This window comes from Sphingobium sp. ZW T5_29, from assembly GCF_044987515.1.
Taxonomy (GTDB): domain Bacteria; phylum Pseudomonadota; class Alphaproteobacteria; order Sphingomonadales; family Sphingomonadaceae; genus Sphingobium.
Map to the genome: position 1 here is coordinate 123289 of NZ_JBJDRM010000008.1, position 22578 is coordinate 145866.

General features: G+C 61.4%; 22 protein-coding genes. 9 read left to right on the forward strand and 13 right to left on the reverse strand.

Annotated features, from left to right (window positions below; all coding sequences use genetic code 11):
• The first annotated feature begins 26 nt into the window (after positions 1 to 26).
• The 6 genes from ACI3KQ_RS08920 to ACI3KQ_RS08945 all read left to right on the forward strand — a co-directional run bounded on the left by ACI3KQ_RS08920 (position 27) and on the right by ACI3KQ_RS08945 (position 4319).
• Positions 27 to 896, forward strand: a complete 870-nt coding sequence (locus tag ACI3KQ_RS08920) for a helix-turn-helix transcriptional regulator (protein WP_404956781.1) — start codon at positions 27 to 29, stop codon at positions 894 to 896.
• A 75-nt stretch (positions 897 to 971) separates the two neighbouring features.
• Positions 972 to 1655, forward strand: coding sequence for a CDP-alcohol phosphatidyltransferase family protein (locus ACI3KQ_RS08925; protein ID WP_404956783.1), 684 nt, complete (start codon positions 972 to 974; stop codon positions 1653 to 1655).
• A gap of 30 nt (positions 1656 to 1685) precedes the next feature.
• Entirely contained in the window at positions 1686 to 2162 is a 477-nt protein-coding gene (locus ACI3KQ_RS08930; RefSeq protein WP_404956785.1) for a YaiI/YqxD family protein, read from the forward strand.
• A gap of 51 nt (positions 2163 to 2213) precedes the next feature.
• Entirely contained in the window at positions 2214 to 3362 is a 1149-nt protein-coding gene (locus ACI3KQ_RS08935) for a JmjC domain-containing protein (protein ID WP_404956787.1), read from the forward strand.
• Between the two features lie 2 nt (positions 3363 to 3364).
• The gene (locus ACI3KQ_RS08940) at positions 3365 to 3907 is read left to right on the forward strand and encodes a pseudouridine synthase (RefSeq protein WP_404956789.1); all 543 of its coding nucleotides are present in this window, start codon (positions 3365 to 3367) and stop codon (positions 3905 to 3907) included.
• 16 nt (positions 3908 to 3923) lie between these two features.
• Positions 3924 to 4319 carry a polyketide cyclase gene (locus tag ACI3KQ_RS08945; RefSeq protein WP_404956791.1) on the forward strand — a complete coding sequence of 132 codons (396 nt, stop codon included), beginning with the start codon at positions 3924 to 3926 and terminating at the stop codon, positions 4317 to 4319.
• 6 nt (positions 4320 to 4325) lie between these two features.
• On the opposite strand, the gene ACI3KQ_RS08950 is transcribed toward ACI3KQ_RS08945, so the two are convergent.
• From ACI3KQ_RS08950 to ACI3KQ_RS09000, 11 genes are all read right to left on the reverse strand, one after another.
• The gene (locus ACI3KQ_RS08950) at positions 4326 to 4697 is read right to left on the reverse strand and encodes a PaaI family thioesterase (protein ID WP_404956793.1); all 372 of its coding nucleotides are present in this window, start codon (positions 4695 to 4697) and stop codon (positions 4326 to 4328) included.
• Entirely contained in the window at positions 4694 to 5122 is a 429-nt protein-coding gene (locus tag ACI3KQ_RS08955) for a PaaI family thioesterase (protein ID WP_404956795.1), read from the reverse strand. Before ACI3KQ_RS08955 ends, ACI3KQ_RS08950 begins: the two co-directional genes overlap by 4 nt.
• Positions 5123 to 6301: an acyl-CoA dehydrogenase family protein gene (locus ACI3KQ_RS08960; RefSeq protein WP_404956797.1), complete on the reverse strand. Its 1179-nt coding sequence runs from the start codon at positions 6299 to 6301 to the stop codon at positions 5123 to 5125.
• Positions 6298 to 7356, reverse strand: a complete 1059-nt coding sequence (locus tag ACI3KQ_RS08965) for an acyl-CoA dehydrogenase family protein (protein ID WP_404956799.1) — start codon at positions 7354 to 7356, stop codon at positions 6298 to 6300. The genes ACI3KQ_RS08960 and ACI3KQ_RS08965 overlap by 4 nt, the downstream gene beginning before the upstream one ends.
• A gap of 199 nt (positions 7357 to 7555) precedes the next feature.
• The gene (locus ACI3KQ_RS08970) at positions 7556 to 8035 is read right to left on the reverse strand and encodes an Lrp/AsnC family transcriptional regulator (protein ID WP_404956801.1); all 480 of its coding nucleotides are present in this window, start codon (positions 8033 to 8035) and stop codon (positions 7556 to 7558) included.
• The gene (locus tag ACI3KQ_RS08975) at positions 8032 to 8511 is read right to left on the reverse strand and encodes an Lrp/AsnC family transcriptional regulator (RefSeq protein WP_404956802.1); all 480 of its coding nucleotides are present in this window, start codon (positions 8509 to 8511) and stop codon (positions 8032 to 8034) included. Before ACI3KQ_RS08975 ends, ACI3KQ_RS08970 begins: the two co-directional genes overlap by 4 nt.
• A gap of 9 nt (positions 8512 to 8520) precedes the next feature.
• Positions 8521 to 9825, reverse strand: a complete 1305-nt coding sequence (locus ACI3KQ_RS08980) for a spinster family MFS transporter (protein WP_404956804.1) — start codon at positions 9823 to 9825, stop codon at positions 8521 to 8523.
• A gap of 97 nt (positions 9826 to 9922) precedes the next feature.
• Positions 9923 to 11428 (reverse strand): amidase, encoded by a 1506-nt coding sequence (locus ACI3KQ_RS08985; RefSeq protein ID WP_404956806.1) that lies wholly within the window; start codon positions 11426 to 11428, stop codon positions 9923 to 9925.
• A gap of 129 nt (positions 11429 to 11557) precedes the next feature.
• Positions 11558 to 12652 carry a Rieske 2Fe-2S domain-containing protein gene (locus ACI3KQ_RS08990; protein ID WP_404956808.1) on the reverse strand — a complete coding sequence of 365 codons (1095 nt, stop codon included), beginning with the start codon at positions 12650 to 12652 and terminating at the stop codon, positions 11558 to 11560.
• Positions 12653 to 12672: 20 nt separating this feature from the next.
• Positions 12673 to 13539, reverse strand: a complete 867-nt coding sequence (locus ACI3KQ_RS08995; RefSeq protein ID WP_404956810.1) for an amidohydrolase family protein — start codon at positions 13537 to 13539, stop codon at positions 12673 to 12675.
• Between the two features lie 16 nt (positions 13540 to 13555).
• Positions 13556 to 15220: a class I adenylate-forming enzyme family protein gene (locus ACI3KQ_RS09000; protein WP_404956812.1), complete on the reverse strand. Its 1665-nt coding sequence runs from the start codon at positions 15218 to 15220 to the stop codon at positions 13556 to 13558.
• A gap of 418 nt (positions 15221 to 15638) precedes the next feature.
• Between ACI3KQ_RS09000 and ACI3KQ_RS09005 the strand changes: the two genes are divergently transcribed.
• Both ACI3KQ_RS09005 and ACI3KQ_RS09010 read left to right on the forward strand, forming a co-directional pair.
• Positions 15639 to 16412: an SDR family NAD(P)-dependent oxidoreductase gene (locus tag ACI3KQ_RS09005; RefSeq protein WP_404956814.1), complete on the forward strand. Its 774-nt coding sequence runs from the start codon at positions 15639 to 15641 to the stop codon at positions 16410 to 16412.
• A 127-nt stretch (positions 16413 to 16539) separates the two neighbouring features.
• A complete protein-coding gene (locus ACI3KQ_RS09010; RefSeq protein ID WP_404956815.1) occupies positions 16540 to 19083 on the forward strand; it encodes a TonB-dependent receptor in 2544 nt (847 codons plus the stop codon).
• A gap of 137 nt (positions 19084 to 19220) precedes the next feature.
• Here ACI3KQ_RS09010 and ACI3KQ_RS09015 read toward each other — a convergent pair whose 3' ends face one another.
• Both ACI3KQ_RS09015 and ACI3KQ_RS09020 read right to left on the reverse strand, forming a co-directional pair.
• Positions 19221 to 20927 carry a cation acetate symporter gene (locus tag ACI3KQ_RS09015; protein ID WP_404956817.1) on the reverse strand — a complete coding sequence of 569 codons (1707 nt, stop codon included), beginning with the start codon at positions 20925 to 20927 and terminating at the stop codon, positions 19221 to 19223.
• Positions 20924 to 21247: a DUF485 domain-containing protein gene (locus ACI3KQ_RS09020; protein WP_404956819.1), complete on the reverse strand. Its 324-nt coding sequence runs from the start codon at positions 21245 to 21247 to the stop codon at positions 20924 to 20926. The genes ACI3KQ_RS09015 and ACI3KQ_RS09020 overlap by 4 nt, the downstream gene beginning before the upstream one ends.
• A 149-nt stretch (positions 21248 to 21396) precedes the next feature.
• Between ACI3KQ_RS09020 and ACI3KQ_RS09025 the strand changes: the two genes are divergently transcribed.
• On the forward strand, positions 21397 to 22569 hold the full coding sequence (locus tag ACI3KQ_RS09025) for a cytochrome P450 (protein ID WP_404956821.1): 1173 nt from the start codon (positions 21397 to 21399) through the stop codon (positions 22567 to 22569).
• Positions 22570 to 22578 lie beyond the last annotated feature (9 nt).

The window sequence follows — 22578 nt, forward strand, 5'->3', positions numbered from 1 at the left end:
CGCACGATTTCATAATGGAGCCGATCATGGCGATCCACATTGTCGACGCGCAACGGAGCAAGGACCTGGTGCAGGGGCACATTGCCCTGCCCGGCGTACTGATCGAACTATGCGCCTTTCCAGAAGTAGAAGCCGAAACGGTGGTGGTCACGGAAATGCAAGCGATCCTTTCGCTTGGCCTGTCGCGCCTGCTGGACGGGTCGGAGGGTCGGCTGGCGGGCAATGAGCGTTCACCCTTCATCCGTTTCGGCGCGCTGGGTTTTCGCCCGGCGGGCACACCGATGGAAATGCGCGTGTCGGGCGGGTCGTTCCACACACTGCGATGCCGGTTTGAAGACTGGCGGATCGAGCCTGCGCTGGGCTTAGAGCCACTGGGCCAAGCCGCGCTCGCCGCCTGTTTCGACATCAGGTCGCAGGCGATGGAGGACGCGATGCTGCGTCTGGCGAGTGAGGCGGAACAGCCGCAAGCAGACAGCCCCGGCTTGGCAGAATCGCTGGTCGCCACCTTGCTGATCGACCTTCGACGCTATCTGACGGGGGCAGAGTTGCGAGCGCATCGTCGCAAGGGCGGCCTGACGCCGCGCATGTTGCGCCGGGTGCTGGAACGGATCGACGCTCCCGGCCCACCGCCGGACGTCGACATGCTGGCAGCATCGTGCGGCCTTAGCCGTTATCATTTCATGCGCTGCTTTCGCGACATGATGGGCATCGGGCCGGGCGCATTCACGCGCCAGGCAAGGATGCGGCGGGCAAAGGCGCTGCTGGGCGGAAACGAGCGGCGCCCCCTGGCGGACATAGCGCGGAACCTGGGCTATTCAGGTGCGCCCGCATTTTGCGCCGCTTTCCGACAGCAGGTCGGCCGCTCTCCGTCCGCCTACCGCGCACTCATTCGATAGCGGCCCGCCCGCCCACATGCCCGGCGGCAGGATTTCGCAGGTTGCTCATCGGCGCTCATCGTTTCATAAGATGATATGACAATGCCATTACAGAATGCCCCTTCGCTTTCGAGAATTCAGGAAAACTGGCTCGCCGCGCGGGAACGCCAATTGCTCACCTGGCTGTGCAGCCGGATGCCTCGTTGGGTCACGCCGGACCGCCTGACGTTTCTGGGCATGGTCGGCGCGTTCATGATCTTTTTGGGCTATGTTGCCAGCGCCCTGAACCCGGCGTGGCTGCTGGTCGCCATCGCTGGCTATTTCGTCCAATGGTTCGGCGACTCGATGGACGGCAGCATCGCGCGCTATCGGCGGATCGAACGCCCATCCTACGGCTATTTCATCGATCATAGCTGCGATGGGCTTGCGACGTTGCTGATTTTGGCCGGTATCGGCCTTAGCCCCTATGTGACCATGGACATCGCGATGGTCGCGCTGGCGGGCTATCTGTTGCTGTCGATCCACGCTTATCTGTCCGCCCGCGTGATTGGCGAATTCAAACTGTCCTACCTTGCCGCGGGGCCTACAGAATTGCGGCTGATCCTGATTGCGCTGACGTTGATGATGATGGTGCTGGGGTCCGGCCCCGGACTGTTTGGCAGGGTGTCGGGCTTCGACATTTTCGTGGGGACCGCGGGGACCATCTTGATCCTGCTGTTCATCATCCAAACCCTGGTCACCGGGCGGCGGCTGGCGCAAACCGACCGGGGCGCGCAATGACATGCGGCACCGCCTGATCGCCGCTTGCCCATGATCCAGATACTGGTCGACGCCGACGCCTGTCCGGTGAAGGACGAAATATACAAGGTCGCGCTTCGCCATGACGTGCCTGTCATGGTGGTCAGCAACAGCCCTATCCGAATTCCCACCCATCCCCTGATCAGCCGGACGGTGGTCGGCGATGGATTCGACGCTGCGGATGACTGGATCGCGGAGCGCGTGACGGACGGCACGATTGTGATAACCGCCGACATATTGCTGGCGGACCGTTCCTTGAAAATGAGTGGCGTGGTGATCGCGCCTACGGGCAAGCCGTTCACCACCGCATCGATCGGCAACGCCATCGCGGTTCGCGCGATCATGGCTGATCTGCGGGCGGGCGGCGACAATGTCGGCGGGCCTGCCGCCTTCAGCAAGGCGGATCGGTCGCGTTTCCTGTCCACGCTGGACGAAACGCTGGTCCGACTGATCAGGACGCAGCGCCGCGTGGCGCAGCAACCGCTTTGACATTGACCGCTGGCGGCTGCACGGGTGGCCCGGTCAGCTTCGCGAGCATTCATGCAACTTCATAATTTCGATATCGACCGTTTCCTTCGGGATTATTGGCAGAAAAAGCCGCTGCTCATCCGCAACCCATGGGCGGCGTGGACCAACCCACTCGCCCCCGACGAGCTGGCTGGGCTGGCCTGTGAGGAGGATGTCGAATCCCGCCTGATCGAGCGGACGGGCGACAATTGGGCGCTGGATCACGGCCCCTTCGCGGCGGAGCGTTTCAGCACATTGGGCGACACGCCATGGACCTTGCTCGTCCAGGCGGTCGATCATCACGTCCCCGACGTCGCGGCGCTGATCGACCCGTTCCGCTTTGTGCCCAATTGGCGGATCGATGATGTCATGGTCAGCTATGCCAGCGATCAGGGCGGGGTAGGACCGCATTTCGACCAATATGACGTGTTCCTGTTGCAGGGACTGGGCAAGCGCCGCTGGCGGGTCGGGCCACTGTGCGATGAGACGAGCATATTGCTGCCCCATGACGATCTGCGTTTGCTCGCGACGTTCGAGGCAAGCGATGAATGGGTCCTGGAACCGGGCGATATCCTTTATGTTCCGCCGGGTTACGCCCATGACGGCATAGCCGTGGGCGACGACTGCATGACCTATTCCATCGGTTTTCGCGCGCCTTCCCAAAGCGAACTGATCGAAGGGTGGTGCGATCATCTGGTCGATACGATCCAGTGCGACGACCGCTATGCCGACCCGGATCTGCATGTGCAGGACAATCCGGGCGAGATTTCACCGGACGCGCTCGCCCGGCTGCACGGGATGATGACGCAAAAGCTGCTCGACGCGCAGGGCTTTGCCCGTTGGTTCGGGGAATATAATAGCAGCCGGAAATATGCCGAGGCGGACTGGCGTCCCGAAGACCCGGTCCAACCCGACGATCTGCGCGAACAGCTGGCCAAAGGCGCCGTCATTCTGCGCAACCCGGCCAGCCGCTTCTCCTTCATTCGCGGTTCGGGCGACGCCGTCATCCTCTTCGCCGATGGACAGAGCTTTGACTGCTGCGGTCAGACCGCAACGTTTGCCCGGCAGATTTGTGCGCAGGACCATGTCCTCGCCAGCCCGGACCTTGCCAATGAGCCGCCATGCCTGACCCTGATCGCCGCGCTGATCGATCAGGGCAGCATAGCCATTGAGGAAGATTGAGCATGACCCGCCTGATCCTGTTCAACAAACCCTATGGCGTGATGTCGCAATTCACCGACGTTCGATCAGAAACGGTGCGCCCCACATTGTCGGCCTTCATCGACGTGCCGGGCGTTTACCCTGCCGGGCGGCTGGACCTGGATAGCGAAGGCCTGCTCCTGCTCACCGATGATGGCAGGCTCCAGTCGCGGATCGCCGACCCAAAATACAAGACGCCGAAAACCTACCTCGTGCAGGTCGAAGGCGATCCGCAGGAAAGCGCGCTGGAGCAGCTGCGGCGCGGCGTCCGTTTGAAGGATGGCATGACCCTGCCCGCGCAGGCGAAACGCATCGACCCGCCCGACCTGTGGCCGCGCGACCCGCCGGTGCGGTTCCGCAAGAGCGTGCCGGACTGCTGGATCGAACTGACCATCAGGGAAGGCAGAAATCGGCAGGTGCGCAGGATGACGGCCGCCGTAGGGCACCCAACACTACGGCTGGTGCGGTGGCGGATCGGGGACTGGTCGATTGAAGGTATGCAGCCGGGCGAATGGCATGACGGCTGAACGAAGGAGAAGCGAAATGCTGCCAGCCCGCACTTTCAGCGTTACGATCAATCGCAATTGGCAAGAGCTTTACGATATGATCTGGCGTCCTGAATTTTTCCCGAAATGGGCGTCGGGCCTTGTGGACTCCGGCCTTCGGCAGGACGGCGACCATTGGGTGGCGGACGGCCCCGAAGGTCCTATCCGCATCGGCTTTTCACCGCATAACAGTTTCGGTGTGATGGATCATCATGTCGACCAGGGCGATGGCGTCAAAATCCATGTTCCCATGCGTGTCATCGAAAATGGGGATGGCGCGGAAGTCATGCTGACCTTGTTTCGCCAGCCAAGCATGGACGATGAACGCTTTGCAGCCGACATCAAATGGGTGAACCGCGATCTCAAATCCTTGAAGAGCCTGGTGGAGCGATAAAGCCGCTCAATCGAGCAGCAGGTGCATCCTTCCGGTAGCGACCGGCTTTTCACGATCCTTCTGCCAACAGGTTGCATCGACATTGACCACTTGCCGCCCGACGCGGACCAACCGCGCCTGCGCATAGCTGTCGATCATCAACCCGCCGCGCAGGAAATCGAACGACATGTTGATGGGCTTGGGCCAGGGTTTGCCCGCTTCCCGCGCGACCGCTTCCAGGCACGCCAGTTCCAGCAGACTGGCGATGACCCCGCCATATAGAAAACCCGCCCGGCCTTCCAATGAAGGGGCCGCGGGCATCATCAGCGTCGTCACGCCAGCTTCGTCAGCCATGGCCTGAATGCCAAGCATCCGTGCATAGGGCGTGTGAACGATCATGACTCTTCCATGAAGAAAAAGCTGGCGGTTGCAGAGGCGATTGGCCGATCCGCATCGCCGTCATGGACGCTGCAACGGGTAAATGCGACCTTTCGCGTCACATGATGGCAATGCGCACGCGCATGCAGAGCCTGTCCCGCGCGGGCCGGTCTAAGATAATCAATGTGCAGGTCCAACGTCGCCATGGGGCGCCACTGCCGCGTCCGCGCTATGATCGCCGCGCCCGCCGCAGCATCGACGAGCGACACGACCGGGCCGGACGATACCAACCCCGACTCCAGGTCCATCAGGAATCCGGGGGCGAAGGGGCAGGCCAGTTCGGCCCAATCGGGTCCATTATCAACGGTGTAGATGCCCAACAGCGCATGATGCCCGCGCGGCGGAAAGTTCTTCAACCGTTCAAAGGCATCTTCTTCTTCCGCCACTCACGCCGTCCCGCGCGGCTCACGAGGCAGGCCCAGGCCGCGTTCCGCGATCAGGTTGCGCTGGATCTGGTTGGTGCCGCCATAGATGGTGTCCGATCGCGAAAACAGGAACAGGTTTGGCAGCGTATCCCATTCATATTCCGCATGGTCGCTGATCTCGCCGCCCTGCCCCAACACGTCCATCGCCAGCTCGCCCAGATTGCGGCGCCAGCTGGCCCACTGAATCTTGTAGGTCAGCGCCGCACCATCCATGCTGGAATGATCCGTCTGCGACAACATCCGCAGCGCGCCATAGCGCATCAGGCGCAGGCCGACCTCCGCCTTGGCCAACCGCTGGCGGATCAACGGATCATTCGCCGCGCCATTGGCCTTTGCCACTGCGATGATTTCGTCCAGTTCATTGCGGAACCCCATCTGCTGACCCAGCGTGGACACGCCGCGTTCAAACGCCAGCAGCCCCATGGCAATGCGCCACCCCTCGCCCACTGCGCCTATCAGGCTATCCGCCGGACATCGTGCATCGGTAAAGAAGGTCTCGTTGAATTCCGCATCTCCGTTAATCTGGCGAATGCCCCTGATCTCTATGCCCGGCTGGTCGATCGGCATCATCAGGAAGGTCAGGCCCTTTGGCCCCTTTGACCCTTCCTCGGTGCGGGTGATGACGAAAATCCAGTCGGAAATATGGGCCAGGCTGGTCCATATCTTCTGTCCGTTGACGACCCACTCATCACCTTCCAGCCTCGCCTTGGTCCGCACGCTGGCGAGGTCAGACCCGGCATTGGGTTCGGAAAAGCCCTGGCAGAATATGGTTTTGCCCGCCGCGATGTCGGGCAGGAAACGCTGCTTCTGCTCCTCCGTGCCGAACGTCAGGATGGTCGGCCCCGCCAGTTCGACCCCGATATGGTTGACCCGGCCCGGCACGCCTGCGCGCGCATATTCTTCGGCAAAGATCACCTGCTGCGCCAGCGTCGCGTCGCGCCCGCCCCACTGGCTGGGCCAGCCGATGCAGGACCAGCGATGGGCGGCCAACTGCTGTTCCCATTCCTTTCGCCGTTCCGGGCTGCCGGTCAGCTTGGTAACGCCCTTTATATCGCTGAATTCGCCTGCCATCTGGCCGTTCAGCCAATCGGCGCATTCCTGCCGGAACAGTTCGTCTTGCGGTGAAAAGCCCAGTTTCATGCCGCTTCTCCCAATATCATCGCAGCAATCCTTTCGCGGTGCCAATCGCCGCTGCCCAGCATCGTCTGCAGCGAACGGGCGCGCTTGAAGAAAAGATGCGCATCATGTTCCCATGTAAAGCCGATGCCGCCGTGCAACTGGATCATGTCCCCGGCGCAGCGGAAATAGGTGTCCGTGGCAAAGGATTTGGCGGCGTGGACCGCCATCGCCGCGTCGTCGGCCCCTTCATCGATGGCGCAGGCAGCCCAGTATACGGCGGATCGCGCCTGTTCGATTTCAACCATCATGTCGGCCAGCCGGTGCTTATAAGCCTGGAAGGATCCGATGGGGCGGCCAAACTGGATGCGCTCTTTCGAATAGGCGACGGTGCGGTCCAGACAGGCTTGCGCGCCGCCCAGTGCTTCCGCTGCGGCAGTGATGAAGGCTGCGCGATGGGCTGCCGCCAGCGCGGCGGTCGGATTGGAAAGCCGTTCACCCGGAACATTGTTCAGCCGCACATGGGCCAGAGGACGCGTCTGGTCCATGCTGGTCTGCGGCGTGACACTGACCCCTGGCGCATCGGCGCGGACGAGCCAGACCTGACGCATGTCTGTGACGACGAACAGGTCGGCGCTGGCTCCATGGGTGACGAACCGCGACCCGCCGGTCAGCCGGTCCCCGTCCGCATGCAACGCGGCGTCATGAAAATAGCCGGCGATGGCCTCCCCGGAAATCAACTGGGGCAGCCATTGCGTCTGCTGAGCCTCACCACCGCCCGCCGCGACCGCCTGCGCCGCCTGAGCCAGACTGCCCAGCATCGGCAGGGCGGCGACCTGCGCCCCTGCCGCTTGCGCGATGATGGCCAGTTCGACCATGCCCAGCCCCGCACCCCCGGCGCTTTCGGGAAGGCCGATGCCGGACAGGCCCAGTTCCTGACAAAAGCCGTGCCATAACGCGCGGTCGATGCCGTCGGTCGCCATCGCCTTGCGTGTACGATCACTGGTGGCATTTTCAGCGAAGAAGGCTCCGGCCGTCTCTGCAATCATCATTTGTTCGTCGGAAAACGCGAATTCCATTTTTCGCCTGCCTTTGCATATCCGGCTGGTAATCAGGCCCACGCCCCACGGGGTGTCATGATGCCGCCTCCACCGACCATAGTCGATAATACGCATCAATGAACCGATGAAATTATGCTATACCAGCTTAACAATGACTTCAAGCATCAATTTGCGGATTTTTATCCAGTAGGAATTCCGTATTTCGATTAGGGCCCTTTCAGCCTCCGCTCTCCGCGTCGGTGATCCGCACAACCCTGTTGCTGAACTTGACCGTCCTGACCACCAGCGACGTTTCCACATGCCGAACCCCTTCGACCTCCAACACCTTGCCGGACGCCAGCTTATGCAGATCATCCAGATCATCGTAGAGGCAGGTCGCCATGATGTTGAACGGGCCAAGGGTGATCATCACTGCCTTCACCAACGGAATATCCGCTATGTTGCGCGCGATCTGGCGTACGTGGCCGACATCGGCCTGAATGGCGATGAAGGCGATGTTGGTCGCCTTTTCCAGCTTCATGCCGGTCAGCGCGGTGAAGGCGATCAGCCTTTCCTGCTGCAACCGTTTGATCCGACCCCGGACCGTGCCTTCATTGACGCCCAGGTCGCTCGCGATCTTGCGATTTGAAACGCGCGCGTCCTGCGCCAATATGCTGATCAGCTGGTGATCCAGATCGTCCAGATCGGGTCTGCTCATGCAAGCCTCCTGCTGTCGATCGGGCCGGTGTCCAGGCCATAGCGAACGACATCCAGCCCGACCGCAGGGATCATCGACTTTATACCCGGTACTTTCGACAATTGATCCGTGATCAGGGACGGCAGCTCATCAATGTCACGCAGCGTCAGCAGCAGGCTTATTTCATAGCTGCCGGTGACAAGGTGTGCGGCAAAGACTTCGGGGAATTCCGCCAGATCTTCCGCAACGTCCAACGCGGGCCGCCCGCTGACCTGGACGGCCACATGAATGATGACGTGATAGCCATGGACCGCAAAGTCCGACACAGCGACCACACGCAGCATCCCGGCTTCTTCCATCCGCCGGATACGCGTGGACACGGTGGAAGCGATCAGATTGAGGGACTCTGCGATCTGCTGATTAGTCGCGCGACCATTTTGCCGCAATTGTTCGACAATCTTGCGATCCGTGTCGTCGAACACGAAGGTTTCGCTCATAGACCTTACTCATCCCCTTTCAGCCGCTGGTCTTGCCAGCAAAGGGTCGACAGGTCGAATCGAAAGCGCGACATCCAGTGCGGCCCGGTCACGCTCCACACGCGCCCCAGCGGCCCAGCCGAGCAGCGCCGACAGGAAACCGAACGGGATGACGATGGTCAACGCCATGCGGAGCGATGCGGCGTCATTGCCCATGGCCTGGCTCAACCACCCCGTCACCCACGGCCCGATGAAGAATCCGATCAGGGTCGTCACCGCCAGAAATATCGCCGTGGACGCCGCCCGGATGCGGGGCGGCAGCATATATTGCAGCGTGGCGAGGAAACCCACCGACCATCCTCCCCCCAGCAGGCCCGCAGGAATGGCTGCCAGGCGTGCCATGTCGAAACTGCCTGCCCAACTCGCCAGCAGGATCGCGGCGGTGGCCGCGCCGAGCGCCAGCGCCGAAAGGCGGGACGGCCATTTCATACTGCGCCGGGAAAGCCGATCCGACAAGGTTCCGAAGAGCAGCATGCCCACCAATCCCGACAGGCCGAAATTCAACGCAAAGGTCGACTTCACCGTGACCGGGTCGAGCCCGTAGGCGCGCGTGAACAGTTCCGGGGCCCAGAAGCCGAACGACACGCCCGACAGCACGCCAAAACCGAACGCGAACATCATGAAGATATAAGCCGGGTTACACGCCAGGCATTGGATCAGCAGCCAAAGCGGCATCACCACCACCTGCTCCGCGCCAGTGCTGCTCCGTCGCGGTTCCCGGATCAGGAACAGGGCGGCCACGCCTAGGAACAGGCCGATGGCGCCCATGCTGTAAAAGGCCATGCGCCAATCATATACGGCCGCGATCGCCGGACCTCCCGCCTGCCCGGCAATCTGCCCGGCATAGGCCGCCACCCCCAATATTGCGAAGGCCAGGCCACGCTTTTCGGGCCGGAAATAATCCGACAACAACGAATAAGCGGGTGCGACGAACGCCGCCTCCCCCACGCCCACGGCGACCCGCGCCAGAGTCAGGCTGACAGCGCCGCTGGCCATGCCTGTTGCGATGGTCGCACCGCTCCACAGGATGCACCCCGCCGCGATGATATGAACCCGCGATGTCCGATCCGCCAAGCGCGCGAAGGGAACGCCCAGCACTACATAGAGGAACACGAACGCGGGACCCATCAACATGCCGACCGTGGCGTCGCCGATGCCGAACTGCGCCTTGATCGGGCCGATCAGCCCGGTGATCAGATAGCGGTCGGCATAGTTCATGATGTAAATCGCGAGCAGTGTCGCCAGCACGACCCACGGGTTTGACGCAATGCGCATCTTCAGTCCCGCAACAGCGAGCGGCAGCTGACGCACCCGTCACCCGCGACGATAGCTGCCCTGCCTTCAAATCCGCGCATCATTTTCTCCAAATATCTTAAAGCGTCGGACGCCTGTTCTTCCAGGGCGCAGCCTGTTCCAACTGACCCGCCAGCCGGAACAGCGTGGCCTCATCACCATAGCGGCCCATGAACATCACCCCGATCGGCAGGCCGGTAGCGGACATGGCGAGCGGCACCGACATTGCGGGCTGGCCCGTCATGTTGGCGATCTGGGTGAAGGGCGAAAATGCCCCCGCGCGCTGACCCCATGCGGCGAAATCCACGTCGGGGGTCAGGTTGATCTGCCCCAGCTTCAGCGGGGGGGCTGCAAGCGTCGGCGACAGAATGACATCATAGTTCGCCATGAACTGCGCCATCGCAATGGCAGCCGCCTGCAGCGTGCTATTCGCCCGCGCGAAGTCCATACCGGTCGTTTTCTGGCCATAGGCGACAAAGCCCAGCGTGATCGGCTCCAGCACATCCGGCCCGATCGCGACGCCGGTCGCCTTCGCGCGATCGGCCATATCTGCCGCGACCGATGATCCGATCAGCACGAAACTGGCCGCACCCATCGCCGCTATGTCCAGCTTTGGCGCGGCTTCCTCCACATGATGGCCCAGGTTCTCGCACAGCCGCGCCGCCTTGCGCGCGGCTTCCACACATTCGCGATCAACCGGCGATCCCGCTGGCGCGTCCAGCATCAATGCTATCCGCAAACGGCTGGGGGCTTTGCCCACCTGGGACAGGAAAGTGTCGTCAGGTGTAGGCGCGGCATAGCGGCTCCCCGGCTCCGGCCCCTGCGTCGCGTCCAGAATGGCGGCGGAATCGCGAACACTGCGCGTGACAGCATGATGCACCGACAATCCGCCCCAGCCTTCCGTGCGCGGCGGCCCCATCGGCACGCGTCCCCGGCTGGGCTTCATCCCGAACAGGCCGCAGCAGGACGCCGGAATGCGGATTGATCCGCCCCCATCCGTGGCATGAGCGGCAGGCAGCACACCAGCCGCCACCGCCGCCGCTGCGCCGCCCGATGACCCGCCGGTGATCCGGCTAACGTCCCACGGATTGCGCGTATCGCCGGTCAGCTTGTTCTCGGTCGTGCCTGTCAGGCCCAGTTCCGGGACAGTCGTCTTGCCGAAAATGACGAAACCCGCCTGCTCGATCCGCCGGACGAGTTCGGATGTCACCGCAGGACGATAGTCCTTATAAAAACGGCTGCCATTTTCCGTCGGCAGACCCGCAATATAGGTGTTCAAGTCTTTTAGCAGCCACGGAACGCCGGTGAACGGCCCTTGCGGCAGTCCATTGGCGATGGCCGCCCGACCATGTTCATAATGTTTCTGCGCGATGAAGTTGAACCGGGGATTGAGCGCTTCGGTTCTGGCGATTGCGGCGTCCAGCAGTTCGCTGGGCGAAATCTGCTTGTCCCGCACCAGCTGGGCCAGTCCCAATGCGTCATGCGTGTCCAGCGGACTGGAGCGGGTCACCGCGGCCTTGGCCGTTCCAGCCATCCCCGCCAACGCCGCCGCGCCAACATTTGCCATGCTTTCCCGGCGTGTCATGTCCATTCCTGCTCGCTCCCCTCAACGCGCTCCTGCGAAAGAGCCCAGTTCCGCCGTTTCCATTAGGCTCCTGCCTTCGCAGGAGCACGCAGCGTCGCGTCACATCAAATCACGCAACTTCAGGCCATCTTACGCCGCATCCTGATCGGCATAATAACGCGCATAATATTTGCGGAATTGCGGGATCGGACCGTCGCCATCGCAGATGATCGGATTGGGTTCGAACCTCTGCCGGTCCCACACGACCTTGTCCTGATCGAACTGCTTGCAGATGTCGCGGATGATCGCCTTGGCGACACCGGCCCGTTCCCCCTCCGCCTGCGCCTTGGGCTGGGTGAAGCAAAAGCGGACATGCACATGATCCAGTTCGACCGGCGCGAGGCAGGCAACCAGCAGCGTCTCCGAAATGCCGGTGAAGCGCGTCCAGCTTTGCCCCGGACCCATCGTGTCATAGCTGATACAGCCATCGACTTCGCCCCAGGGCGTGCCCATTTTCGCCTTCACATCCGCGCCGCGACCCCATTCACCCCAGCGCAATTCGCCCAGCGGCACATTGGCGGTGCCGTGAATGAAACGGAAATGGGCAACATCGACGCCATTTTCGGCCATGTTCTGGATCGAACCCCAGACATTCCATTCATGGATTTCATAGTCGGTCCAGTCGGGATCGCTCGCTTCCGGCAGCACTGCCACTTCGAACAGCGGCGCAACATCCTGTGGGTGATACCAGGCCCAGATAAAGCGGTTCGCTTCGGTAATATGCCAATTGCGCGTGCATTTGCGTTTCACCTGCGGCGGGATGTTGCGGGCATAGGGAATGTCCTTCACCACAGCCTCGTCGCCATCATAGCGCCAGGCATGGAACGGGCATTCCAGAAGATTGCCATGTACCTTGCCGCCATGGCCCATATGCGCGCCCAGATGCTTGCAATAGGCATCGAGCATGCGGACCTTGCCATCCTCCCCGCGCCAGATCGCCAGATCCTGAGAGAAATAGCGCAGCGGCTTCACCTCACCGACCTGCAGTTCCGACGACAGCAGGACCGGATACCAGCCGAAGGGGATGCCGATATCCAGGTTACGCTCCTTGATGGAGGCGCGATCCTTGACCTCGGCCATCCGCCAGTCGAGCAGATCCTGCCCTTTCAGTTTCTCAAGGATTTGCCACACGGCCACTGGCGGGGTGCGTGCATCGGTCGCGGCGGCGATTTCGGGATTGGACATGGATAGCTCCGTCAGATTATTCAAAGGTCAAAGACCTTGATGGCGTTTTCGCGCAGGAATTTCGGCCAGACTTCATCCTTGAAGGGCACATTCTGCATGTCGCTGAAAATGCGCTCCAGGCTTAGACCCATCGGGAAATATCCCGCGTAGATTATCTTGTCGGCGCCGCGCGTATTGGCGTAGTCGATGATCGCCTTGGGATAATGTTTTGGCGCAAAGGCGCTGGTCGAATAATAAAGGTTGGGCCATTTCAGCATCAGCTTGACGGCCAAAGCCTCCCACGGCTCCGCGCCATGGCGCATGACGACTTTCAGGTCTGGAAAGAACCAGCAAACTTCGTCCAGATGTTCGACCTTCTGCGTTTCCATTGGAATACGCGGGCCCGGAATCCCCGCATTCAGAAGTACCGGCAGCCCCAGTTCAGCCGCGCAAGTATAAAGCGGGAACATATATTTGTGGTTGATCGCCACCTGCGGCAGCGTGCCTGCTGGAAAGACGCTGATCGCCGACAGACCGACTTCGGCATGGATTCGCTTGATCCGGCGAACTTCCTCCATACCCTTGTTGGGATCACAGGGCAGGTCGAAGAAGAAACGATTCCCGAACATCTCCTTGGCGCGATAGGATGTGGGATTGTCGTTCCACCCGACCAGCGCCTTGTCGATGCCATATTGATCCATCTGATCGACAGTCCAGGACACGAAATCATCGACCTTGCCGGTCTGCGGAATGTCCTTGAACATATATTGCGCCGGCATCGCGAATTGCTGAAGCGTCTGCTGATCCTTGATCAGCGGGCGGAAGGGATCGAACCAGGCAGAACGGTCCTCGGCGTCGGGGATGCCCAGCATACAATCGATTATCTTTATGTCCTTGGGCATGCCCATGGCGAAACTCTCCTGTTCAGTTGTTGGCGGCCAGGACTGGCCACAGCGCGCGCAACGCGATCTTGTTGATTTTCTGGGCCTGGTTGCGCGGCAGCGGCTCGCGCGAAAAAGCGACGCGTGTTGGCGCCTTATAGGGCGCCAGCCGCCCCGCCACCCAATCGATGATGCTGCGTTCGTCAAGGCCGTCTGCCTGCACAACCGCGACCAGCGCTTCGCCCAGTCGCTCATCCGCAATGCCGAACGTCGCGCATTCGGTAACCTGCGGCATTTCGCTCAGCACCCGCTCGACTTCGGCGCAGTAGATATTCTCCCCGCCCGAAATGACCATGTCCTTGGCGCGATCGACGATGAAGATATAGCCTTCCTCATCCTGAAATCCGATGTCGCCGGTGCGCAGCCAGCCATCGGTCGTAAAGCTCTTCGCCGTCTCGTCCGGCCGGTTCCAATAGCCGCTCATGATCATGGCGCTGCGCACGATGATTTCGCCGGTTTCATCGGGGCCGCAGACCGTCCCATCCTCCCGCTCGATCCGCAGGTCCACCAGCGGCAGCACGCGGCCCGCCGATGCCCGACGCGCCAGGAAGTCGGCACCGACCGCCTGCGCAATCGCGCCTGATGTTTCCGTCATGCCATAGCCGACGCCGATCATGGAATGAGGGCAGAGCGCCCGCACCTCTTCCAGCAGGTTGAGCGGCAACGCCTGCCCGCCCGACCCGATATTCCGCACGGAACTCAGGTCAGCATCTCTGGTGCGCGCGCGGTGCACCATGTCCCACAACATGGTGGGCACGGCCGACAGCTGGGTCACACGCTCCCGCTCGATCAGACGCACGGCTTCTTCCGCGTCCCAGCGGCGCATGACGACGATCTTGCCGCCCGACAGAAATGGGGCAAGGAAACCCGCGCCCAGCCCTGAAATATGGAAGAGCGGATAGACCAACAAAATGGACTGCGGCGGCACCTGCGCGATGAGCGTATCGACCGGCACGCCATAGTCGCGGGCCATATTGTGCAGCACCATCGACCCGGTCAGTTGCGTGCCCATCAACCCCGTGATCAGGCTGCGATGGGACAATACCGCGCCCTTCACCCGGCCCGTCGTGCCCGACGTGAACAAAATGGCGCAGGGGTCGGCGGGGCCAGCGCTTTGGGGGGCCGCATCCTGGCTGCCTTCGCCGTCCGCTCCCTGCCCATTCAAGGGCTGCGTCACGTCGATCATCCGCCCTTCATAACCCGCTTGGCGCAAAAGCGCCGCGCGTTCGGCGTCGGCCAGGATCAGGTCGGGCGTGACTTCGTCGACCATCGCCAACAATTCTGTCGCCGACCCACGGCTGTTGAGCAGCGCCGCGACGCCGCCCAATTTCATGACCGCCAGGAATGCGACCATCCACTCCGCGCGGTTACGCATGCAGATGGCGACCCTTTGGCCGCGTCCGACGCCCAATTGCTCTGCCAGCTGGTCCCGCCATTCGAACATATCGGCAAAGCTCAACCGCCGCTCACCGTCAGGCCCGGCCATATCCACGACGCAGGTTTGATCGCCGAAGCGGCGCGCACCTTCAATCAGCTGATTAAGGTCAGATGGCGCGTTCACGAAAAAGCGCAGCCCGTCCTGCTCACCTATTTCAAAAGGCGTGCCGGGTGCGGTCACTGCCGCGAAAATGGGGTCGATCTTGCTCATGCCATCCTTGGGATCAATGCGCCGCTGGCGGGATAGTCCGACGAGGCGGCAGCATCAGGCCGCAGCCTTCCGTTGATCCCGACATCCTCATCCTCGACTCGCTTTACCTGCTCTGTCTGCGCATGAGTGTATTCCAGCATACGCGTAATTCAATCATATTTTTTCTCCGCATTTTTTTCGTGCCCGAATAAGCACCATGTGCGCAGCTAAAACCAGCGTTATCTTCTTGTAATTGCTAATTTTACTTGGCGCCTGTTCGCGCTTGCAAAACCGTAAATCGCCGCGTCACCACCGGTGATAACGATCATATTCGGAATTTATCATTTTACAAAATCCGCATTTTGAGGAATCCTCTCGCCACATCGCATCGCGGACGATCGCATGTGGGCGGTTGAGCAGTGGCAAGGTTGGGCATCGAATGAGCAAGGATTTCGAAGGGCGCGTGGCCATCATAACAGGTGGCAGCGACGGCATAGGACTCGCCACCGCGGCTCTGCTGGCGAAACGCGGCGCTCAGGTCGTCATCTGCGGTCGCCGCCAGGCGCTGCTCGACAATGCGCATGACATGATCACTGCGCAAAGCGGCGCCGTGGAAGCCATTCAACTCGACGTCGCCGACACTGACGCCCTGAACGCCATGATCGAATTCACGGCCCGAAAATATGGCCGCCTCGACATGCTGGTGAACAACGCGATGTCCACCCATTATGCGCCGATCAGCAAGCTGACGCTGGACCATTGGCGCAAGGATTTCGCCGTCAACAGCGACGCCGTCTTCGTCAGCACCAAGGCGGCGATGAAGGTCATGACGCCGGCGGGCAAGGGATCAATCGTCAACATCGCGTCCACCTGCGGAATCCGCGCGACGGTGAACATGGCCAGCTATTCCGCATCCAAGGCCGCGCTGGTCCATTTCACCGCCGCCGCCGCGATGGAGGCCGCGCCGCTGGGCATCCGCATCAACGCCATCATCCCCGGTCAGGTGCAAACCGCCCCGACGGAAATGTTTTCCGCGCGCGCCGCAGACGCTTCGACGCGCACGACCCAGGCCATTCCCATGCAACGCGGTGGCCAGCCAGAGGAGCTGGCGCAGGCCATCGCCTTCATGCTGTCGGACGCCGCCAGTTACATCACCGGTACCGCCCTGCCCGTAGACGGCGGAAAGGCAGCGCAGCTCTACATCCCAACCTAGCCCCCCGGCGACCAGCTTTCATCCATCTGGATGCCGCACCCGAACAGAATAGCTGCACAGCAGCACAATTTCGGAAGGCGCGCGGCCATCATTTACCAAATGTCATAAAATCAAGGGAGAGATAATCATGAACAGGCATAATGCATCCAAGGCGCTTCATCTGATAATCGGGGTCAGCAGCCTGGCCCTTACCAGCCAGGCACTGGCGCAGACTGCAACAACATCTGCCGAACCGGGCCTCGATGAAATCGTCGTCACCGCTCAAAAGCGCGCCCAGAATCTTCAGGATGTTCCTATCGCCATCAGCGCGATCAGCGCCGAAAAGGTTGAGCAGCTCGGCATCCGCGACAGCCGCGACCTGAGCGGCCTTGCCCCCAACGTCGTCGTGACCCAGGGCACCACCAGCAACAGCGCCGCTGTCTTTTCCATGCGCGGCATTTCCAACGGTGGCAGCGAAAGTTTCGGTGTCGACGCAGCCAACGGCCTTTATGTGGATGGCGTCTATATCGCACGCGGCGGCGCGATGGGCCTTAGCGTTTCGGACATCGAACGAGTGGAGGTTCTGCGCGGGCCGCAAGGCACCCTGTTCGGACGCAACACGACCGGCGGTGCAATCCACTTCATCTCCCGCGCGCCATCATCGACTTTCCGCCTGAAGGCAGAGGCTGGCTATGGCAATTTCAACGCCTGGAACGGCAAGGTCACCATCGACCCAGGTGAGATCGCAGGCATTTCCACCAGCTTTTCCTACAGCCATAGCGAGCGTGACGGGGTCATCGACAACATTCTGCAGCCGCGCGATTCCCGTGATCCTGGTGCGCGCAAGTCCGATGCGTTTCGCGCCGCCGCGCGCATCGACCTGGGCGGGACCGGCAGCATCCAATATATATTCGACTGGAACCGGATCAAAGGCACCCCCCTGCCCTTCGTCCTGACCAATGTGGCGGATGGCACGCCTAACGCGCCGATCACTATCGACGGCCAGCAGGTGCTGGTCACACAGCAGGCCCCGGTCGCCCAATATCTGGCTGGCGCAACCTTTGCCGACCCGTCATGCGCGGCGCTGGCCGCGCCGTCCCGCTCCTATCGTCATGAAGTGTGCAACAACATATTGAGCAGCGCTTTCGACAAGAGCTGGGGCCATAATATCCAGGTCCAGAATGACTTTGGCGGGTTCAAGGTCAAATCGACCACAGGTTATCGTTTCTGGAACAGCGACTATGTGACCGATCTCGATGGGATTGGCGCGTTCAGCGGTCCAGCTTTCTCCAACGCGACATTGTTCAACGGCATGCCCGCATTACTGTTGCAAAGCATCCCCATCATACCGGCAGCCGCCATTCCTTTTATCTCCGCCGCACCTGTGCCAACGATCAGCCAGGACCTGTTCTCTGTCGACAATGAACGGCGACACAAGCAGTTCAGCCAGGAAATAGAGATTTCCGGCGACACCGATTCGCTCGACTGGGTCGTGGGCGGCTTTTATTTCTGGGAAAAGGGGTCCGAAAACGGCGTTCAGAGCAGTGGGTTCGTCCTCGACACCAACTCCATCTTCCTTGGCAACTTTGGCCCACTCGGGCCGGACCTGGCTGCTGAGAATCCGGCACGCTACCGGCTTGTCCAGACGCTTGCCCGGCTCAATTACACGACCTCCGCCGAAAGCACTGCGGTTTACGGCCAATTCACCTTCTATCCAGGCGGTCGTGACAGTGGGGTCCGCCTGACCGCAGGGGGACGCTACACCTGGGATGAGAAGAAGATGCTGCGCCTGCAGAATGGCGCAGCGCCGCTTGCAAGCCCCGAATCGGGCGATGCCAAATTCAGCAAATTCACCTGGAACCTGATGGCGGGCTATGACATCGCCGATGGCGTCAACCTCTATGCACGCGCCGCCACCGGCTATCGTTCAGGCGGCTTCAATTCGCAGGACCCGGCGATCACCGGCACCAATCAACTCGGCAGCTTCGATCCTGAGAAGGTGACATCCTATGAAGTCGGCGTGAAGACGGAATTGTTCAATCGCCGTCTGCGCCTCAATGTCGCCGCCTATCATAACATCTATGATAATCTTGCCGTACTCGGCCCAGTCACGAATGCGCCCGTCGGCACTTTCGCCACCCGCATCATCAATGCTGGCAAGGTGATCTATAATGGCGTCGAAGCGGAAGCGCAGGCCGTGCTTTCCGACAATTTCTCGATCGACGGCAGCATCGGCTATATCGACATCAATTATAAGGAGTTCCTGGCCGGACAGTCGCCCACCCCCGGCGCGCCTCCGGTCAATATCGCGCCGGTCGTGACGCCGGGCTTTACGTCTCCGCTGACCGCCAATGTCGCGCTCAACGCGCAATTCCCGCTGAATTGGGGCAATGCAACGCTGCGCGGCCGGGTCGGATACACCCATGAAGACGGGAAGTATAATTTCAGCAGCTCCATCGGCTCGCCTTTCAACGAACAGGTCAAGGGCGACAATATCGACCTGATCGACGCGCAGATCGGCATAGACGGCATTCCGCTGGGCACGGGCGAAGGCGAAGTTCGGCTGTGGGTAAAGAACCTCACCAACGCGAAGGATTTCGTCCGCAGCGTCGATTTCGGCCAACTCGGTTTTGCGGGCGGATATTATGCCGAACCGCGGACCTATGGCATCACCGTCGGCATGAAGTTCTAAGGCACGTCTCCCGTGGGCATGTGCTGTCCTCCGCCTGCAATCCTACAGGCGGAGGACAGCGGTCGCGACACGTCGACGATCATGCGCATGCACAAGAACTGGCAGAGCGTAAGCGACCAGCGTGACCGGAAAATGCTTTAGTGATCGTTCGCGCTGAAAGCGCCATAGCCGGTTTCGGCCCGGACCCGTTGCGCCGGATAGCCCGCCCGGTCCACGGCTGCGCGCGGGGAACGGTCCAGCACGGAAATCAGCCAGATCGCGATAAAGCCCGCGGGTACGGAGAAGATGGCCGCGGAACTATAGGGGAATGGCGCAGCTCCGAAGTCAAAAGTGGCGGTCCAGACGGCGGGCGACAGCAACGTCAATATGAAGGCGGTCAGGAGTCCGATGGTCCCGCCGATCGCCGCGCCCCGCGTCGTACAGCCATCCCAGAGCAGGGACAGGATCAACACCGGGAAATTGCCCGATGCGGCCAGCGCAAACGCCAGGCTGACCATGAAGGCCACGTTCTGCTTTTCGAAGATCAGGCCAAGCAGGACGGCCAGCGCACCCATGGCCAGCGTCGTTAGCCGCGACACGCGCAGTTCACCGGTCGAACTCGCATTCCCGTGGCGGAACACGGTCGCATAGAGATCATGACTGACCGCCGACGCCGCCGACAATGTCAGCCCGGCCACGACGGCAAGGATGGTGGCAAAGGCGACCGCCGATATGAAGCCGAGGAAGATATTACCCCCAATCGCATGAGCAAGGTGGACGGCCGCCATGTTGCCGCCGCCCCGTAGCGCCCCTTCGCCATCCATATAGCTGTCGTCCGTACCCACGAGCACGATCGCGCCGAACCCGATGATGAAGGTGAGAATATAGAAATAGCCGATCCAGCCGGTGGCCCACAGCACCGATTTGCGCGCCTCCTTCGCGTCGGGGACGGTGAAAAAGCGCATCAATATATGGGGCAGGCCTGCCGTGCCGAGCATCAGCGCGAGGCCGAAGGAGATGGCGGACACTGGGTCCTTGATAAAATTGCCCGGCGCCATGATCGATTGGCCGCGTTCGGCTGCCTCCGCCGCAGGGGCGCCGCCTGCCAGCGCCGCCTGCGTCTTTACCTCGACCGCCTTGGCGAACAATGCTTCGAGCGAAAAGCCCGTCATTGCCAGCACCATCAGGGCCATGAAACTGGCCCCGCCCAGCAGCATCACCGCCTTGATAATCTGAACCCAGGTCGTCGCGCGCATGCCGCCGAAAAGGACGTAGAGCATCATCAACGCGCCGACGATCACCACGGCAACGGCATAAGGCAGGCCGAAAAGCAGCTTAATAAGCTGGCCCGCCCCGACCATCTGCGCGACCAGATAGAAGGATACGATCAATAGGGTGCTGATCGCCGCGAAACTACGCACCGGCGGCTGGGCAAAACGATAGGATGCCACGTCAGCAAAGGTGAAGCGTCCCAGATTGCGCAAGCGTTCGGCCATCAGGAACAACAGGATCGGCCAGCCGACAAGAAAGCCCGTGGAGTAGATCAGCCCGTCATAGCCATCATTGAAGATCTGGGCCGATATGCCGAGGAAAGATGCGGCGGACATATAGTCCCCAGCCATCGCCAAGCCGTTCTGGAAACCCGTAATCCCGCCGCCAGCGGTATAGAAATCGGACGCCGTGCGGGTCCGGGCGGCAGCGGCCTTCGTAATCCACAGGGTCAGTCCGACGAAGGCGACGAACATCGCAATGGCCACCCAGTTGACCGGTTGGCGCTGCGCTTCGCCTTCCAGTGCGGCGGCCAGCGCCGGATCGAATGGCAGGCAAAGCAGAGCGGCCGCAGCCAGCGCCACGAGCCGCATCATGCGCCATGATCCCGGACAATAGCCGCCATGCGCGCGTCAAAGCGCCGGTTGGCATAAGCGACATAGACGCCCGTCAGCGCAATGGCGAAGAGGATGAGGCCAAGTCCAAGCGGAATGCCCAGCGACGTGACGCCATCACTGATGGGCGTCGCAAGCAAATCTTTGTTAAAGGCGATCAGCAGCAGGTAAGCGGCGAACGCGCCGAACACCAGCGCGGACAGAAACCAGCCCAGACGTAATCTTTGCCGGACGAGGTCAACATAGCGCGGGTCCGCCAATATGCTGTCGACCAGCGCTACCGCCTCTTGCTCCCGAACCACTACAGCCCCTCCACATTCATTGGCGCGGAACCTGCGCGAACAAGGGGATGAATGCAACAGCCTGACATTGGCAGGCAGGACAGGGAGCTTGACCGCCGATCTGGTGCGCGTAAGCTCTCACCCCAGTGCATCATATAAGGTGGAAGCTCATGGACGCTCGCCTTTCCAGCGCCTGTCCGTTCGATCGGGGCAGCGATGATCGCAAATCCGCCGCCGCATCCGGGGGCGGCGGCACGGTCGATCCCGACATCCGCACCCAGGATTTTGCCGAAGCGCGCGCCATATTGCGCAACGGTCACGCGCGGCAGGCGGGTTTCCTGGCAGAGCAGGTGGGCAGGATCGGCAATGCAACCCGCCAGCCCATCCTGTTTCTGGAAGGCGAAGCGCACAGGGTCCAACGCAGCGCCACTGCGCGATTTTTCACGCCGCGCATCGTGACGACCCACTATCGGGAATTGATGGTCCGACTGAGCGATGGCCTGATATCCCGTTTTCAGCAGGAAAAGCGTGCCCGTCTGGACAAGTTAAGCCTGGAACTGGCGGTGGCGGTCGCCAGCCAGATCGTGGGACTGACCGACAGCGAGCCAGATGGTCTGGCCAGACGGCTGGACGTGTTTTTCACCGGTGATTTCCATCGGCCCCGCAACAGGGTGGCCGCCTTCGCATATTTCCTGCGGTCACAATATCGCGTGCTGGCCTTTTATTATCGCGATGTCGCGCCAGCGATCCGGTCGCGCAGGCGTCGGCGGCAGGATGACGTTATCTCTCACCTGATCGATCAGGGATATAATGGTCGGGAAATACTGACCGAATGCCTAGTCTATGGCGCTGCTGGCATGGCGACAACGCGCGAGTTCATCGTCATGGCCGCATGGCACATGCTGGACCGAGAGGATCTGAAGGCCGCGTTCCTGGCGGCCGATGAAAGCGGGCAGATCGCGCTGCTGGAGGAATTGCTGAGGCTGGAGCCGGTCGTGGGCTATATCTACCGCCGGATGCCCGACGATGCGCCCGCGCAGCCAGGCGCAGCGGTCGCGGTCGATGTGCGCGCGGCGAATACGGACCCGACCGCATTCGGCGAACGACCGTGCGAAGTGGTGCCGGGGCGGCAGGTCAGCGCCAAATATGGCAATGCCGGACTGTCGTTCGGGGATGGTGAACATCGCTGTCCAGGGGCACAGGTGGCGCTTCAGGAAACCTGCCTGTTTCTGGACCGGTTGATGCGGGTGCCCGGCCTGAAACTGGCGCGCGCGCCGACGCTGGCGTGGAACCCGCTGGTTACCGGCTATGAATTGCGGGACGCAATGATAATCTGCGATTAGAGGAGCACG

Coding starts and splice junctions, on each gene's coding strand:
- ACI3KQ_RS08920 (WP_404956781.1), top strand. CDS start 27: ATGGCGATCCACATTGTCGACGCGCAACGGAGCAAGGACCTGGTGCAG.
- ACI3KQ_RS08925 (WP_404956783.1), top strand. CDS start 972: ATGACAATGCCATTACAGAATGCCCCTTCGCTTTCGAGAATTCAGGAA.
- ACI3KQ_RS08930 (WP_404956785.1), top strand. CDS start 1,686: ATGATCCAGATACTGGTCGACGCCGACGCCTGTCCGGTGAAGGACGAA.
- ACI3KQ_RS08935 (WP_404956787.1), top strand. CDS start 2,214: ATGCAACTTCATAATTTCGATATCGACCGTTTCCTTCGGGATTATTGG.
- ACI3KQ_RS08940 (WP_404956789.1), top strand. CDS start 3,365: ATGACCCGCCTGATCCTGTTCAACAAACCCTATGGCGTGATGTCGCAA.
- ACI3KQ_RS08945 (WP_404956791.1), top strand. CDS start 3,924: ATGCTGCCAGCCCGCACTTTCAGCGTTACGATCAATCGCAATTGGCAA.
- ACI3KQ_RS08950 (WP_404956793.1), bottom strand. CDS start 4,697: ATGATCGTTCACACGCCCTATGCACGGATGCTTGGCATTCAGGCCATG.
- ACI3KQ_RS08960 (WP_404956797.1), bottom strand. CDS start 6,301: ATGAAACTGGGCTTTTCACCGCAAGACGAACTGTTCCGGCAGGAATGC.
- ACI3KQ_RS08965 (WP_404956799.1), bottom strand. CDS start 7,356: ATGGAATTCGCGTTTTCCGACGAACAAATGATGATTGCAGAGACGGCC.
- ACI3KQ_RS08970 (WP_404956801.1), bottom strand. CDS start 8,035: ATGAGCAGACCCGATCTGGACGATCTGGATCACCAGCTGATCAGCATA.
- ACI3KQ_RS08975 (WP_404956802.1), bottom strand. CDS start 8,511: ATGAGCGAAACCTTCGTGTTCGACGACACGGATCGCAAGATTGTCGAA.
- ACI3KQ_RS08980 (WP_404956804.1), bottom strand. CDS start 9,825: ATGCGCATTGCGTCAAACCCGTGGGTCGTGCTGGCGACACTGCTCGCG.
- ACI3KQ_RS08985 (WP_404956806.1), bottom strand. CDS start 11,428: ATGACACGCCGGGAAAGCATGGCAAATGTTGGCGCGGCGGCGTTGGCG.
- ACI3KQ_RS08990 (WP_404956808.1), bottom strand. CDS start 12,652: ATGTCCAATCCCGAAATCGCCGCCGCGACCGATGCACGCACCCCGCCA.
- ACI3KQ_RS08995 (WP_404956810.1), bottom strand. CDS start 13,539: ATGGGCATGCCCAAGGACATAAAGATAATCGATTGTATGCTGGGCATC.
- ACI3KQ_RS09000 (WP_404956812.1), bottom strand. CDS start 15,220: ATGAGCAAGATCGACCCCATTTTCGCGGCAGTGACCGCACCCGGCACG.
- ACI3KQ_RS09005 (WP_404956814.1), top strand. CDS start 15,639: ATGAGCAAGGATTTCGAAGGGCGCGTGGCCATCATAACAGGTGGCAGC.
- ACI3KQ_RS09010 (WP_404956815.1), top strand. CDS start 16,540: ATGAACAGGCATAATGCATCCAAGGCGCTTCATCTGATAATCGGGGTC.
- ACI3KQ_RS09015 (WP_404956817.1), bottom strand. CDS start 20,927: ATGATGCGGCTCGTGGCGCTGGCTGCGGCCGCTCTGCTTTGCCTGCCA.
- ACI3KQ_RS09025 (WP_404956821.1), top strand. CDS start 21,397: ATGGACGCTCGCCTTTCCAGCGCCTGTCCGTTCGATCGGGGCAGCGAT.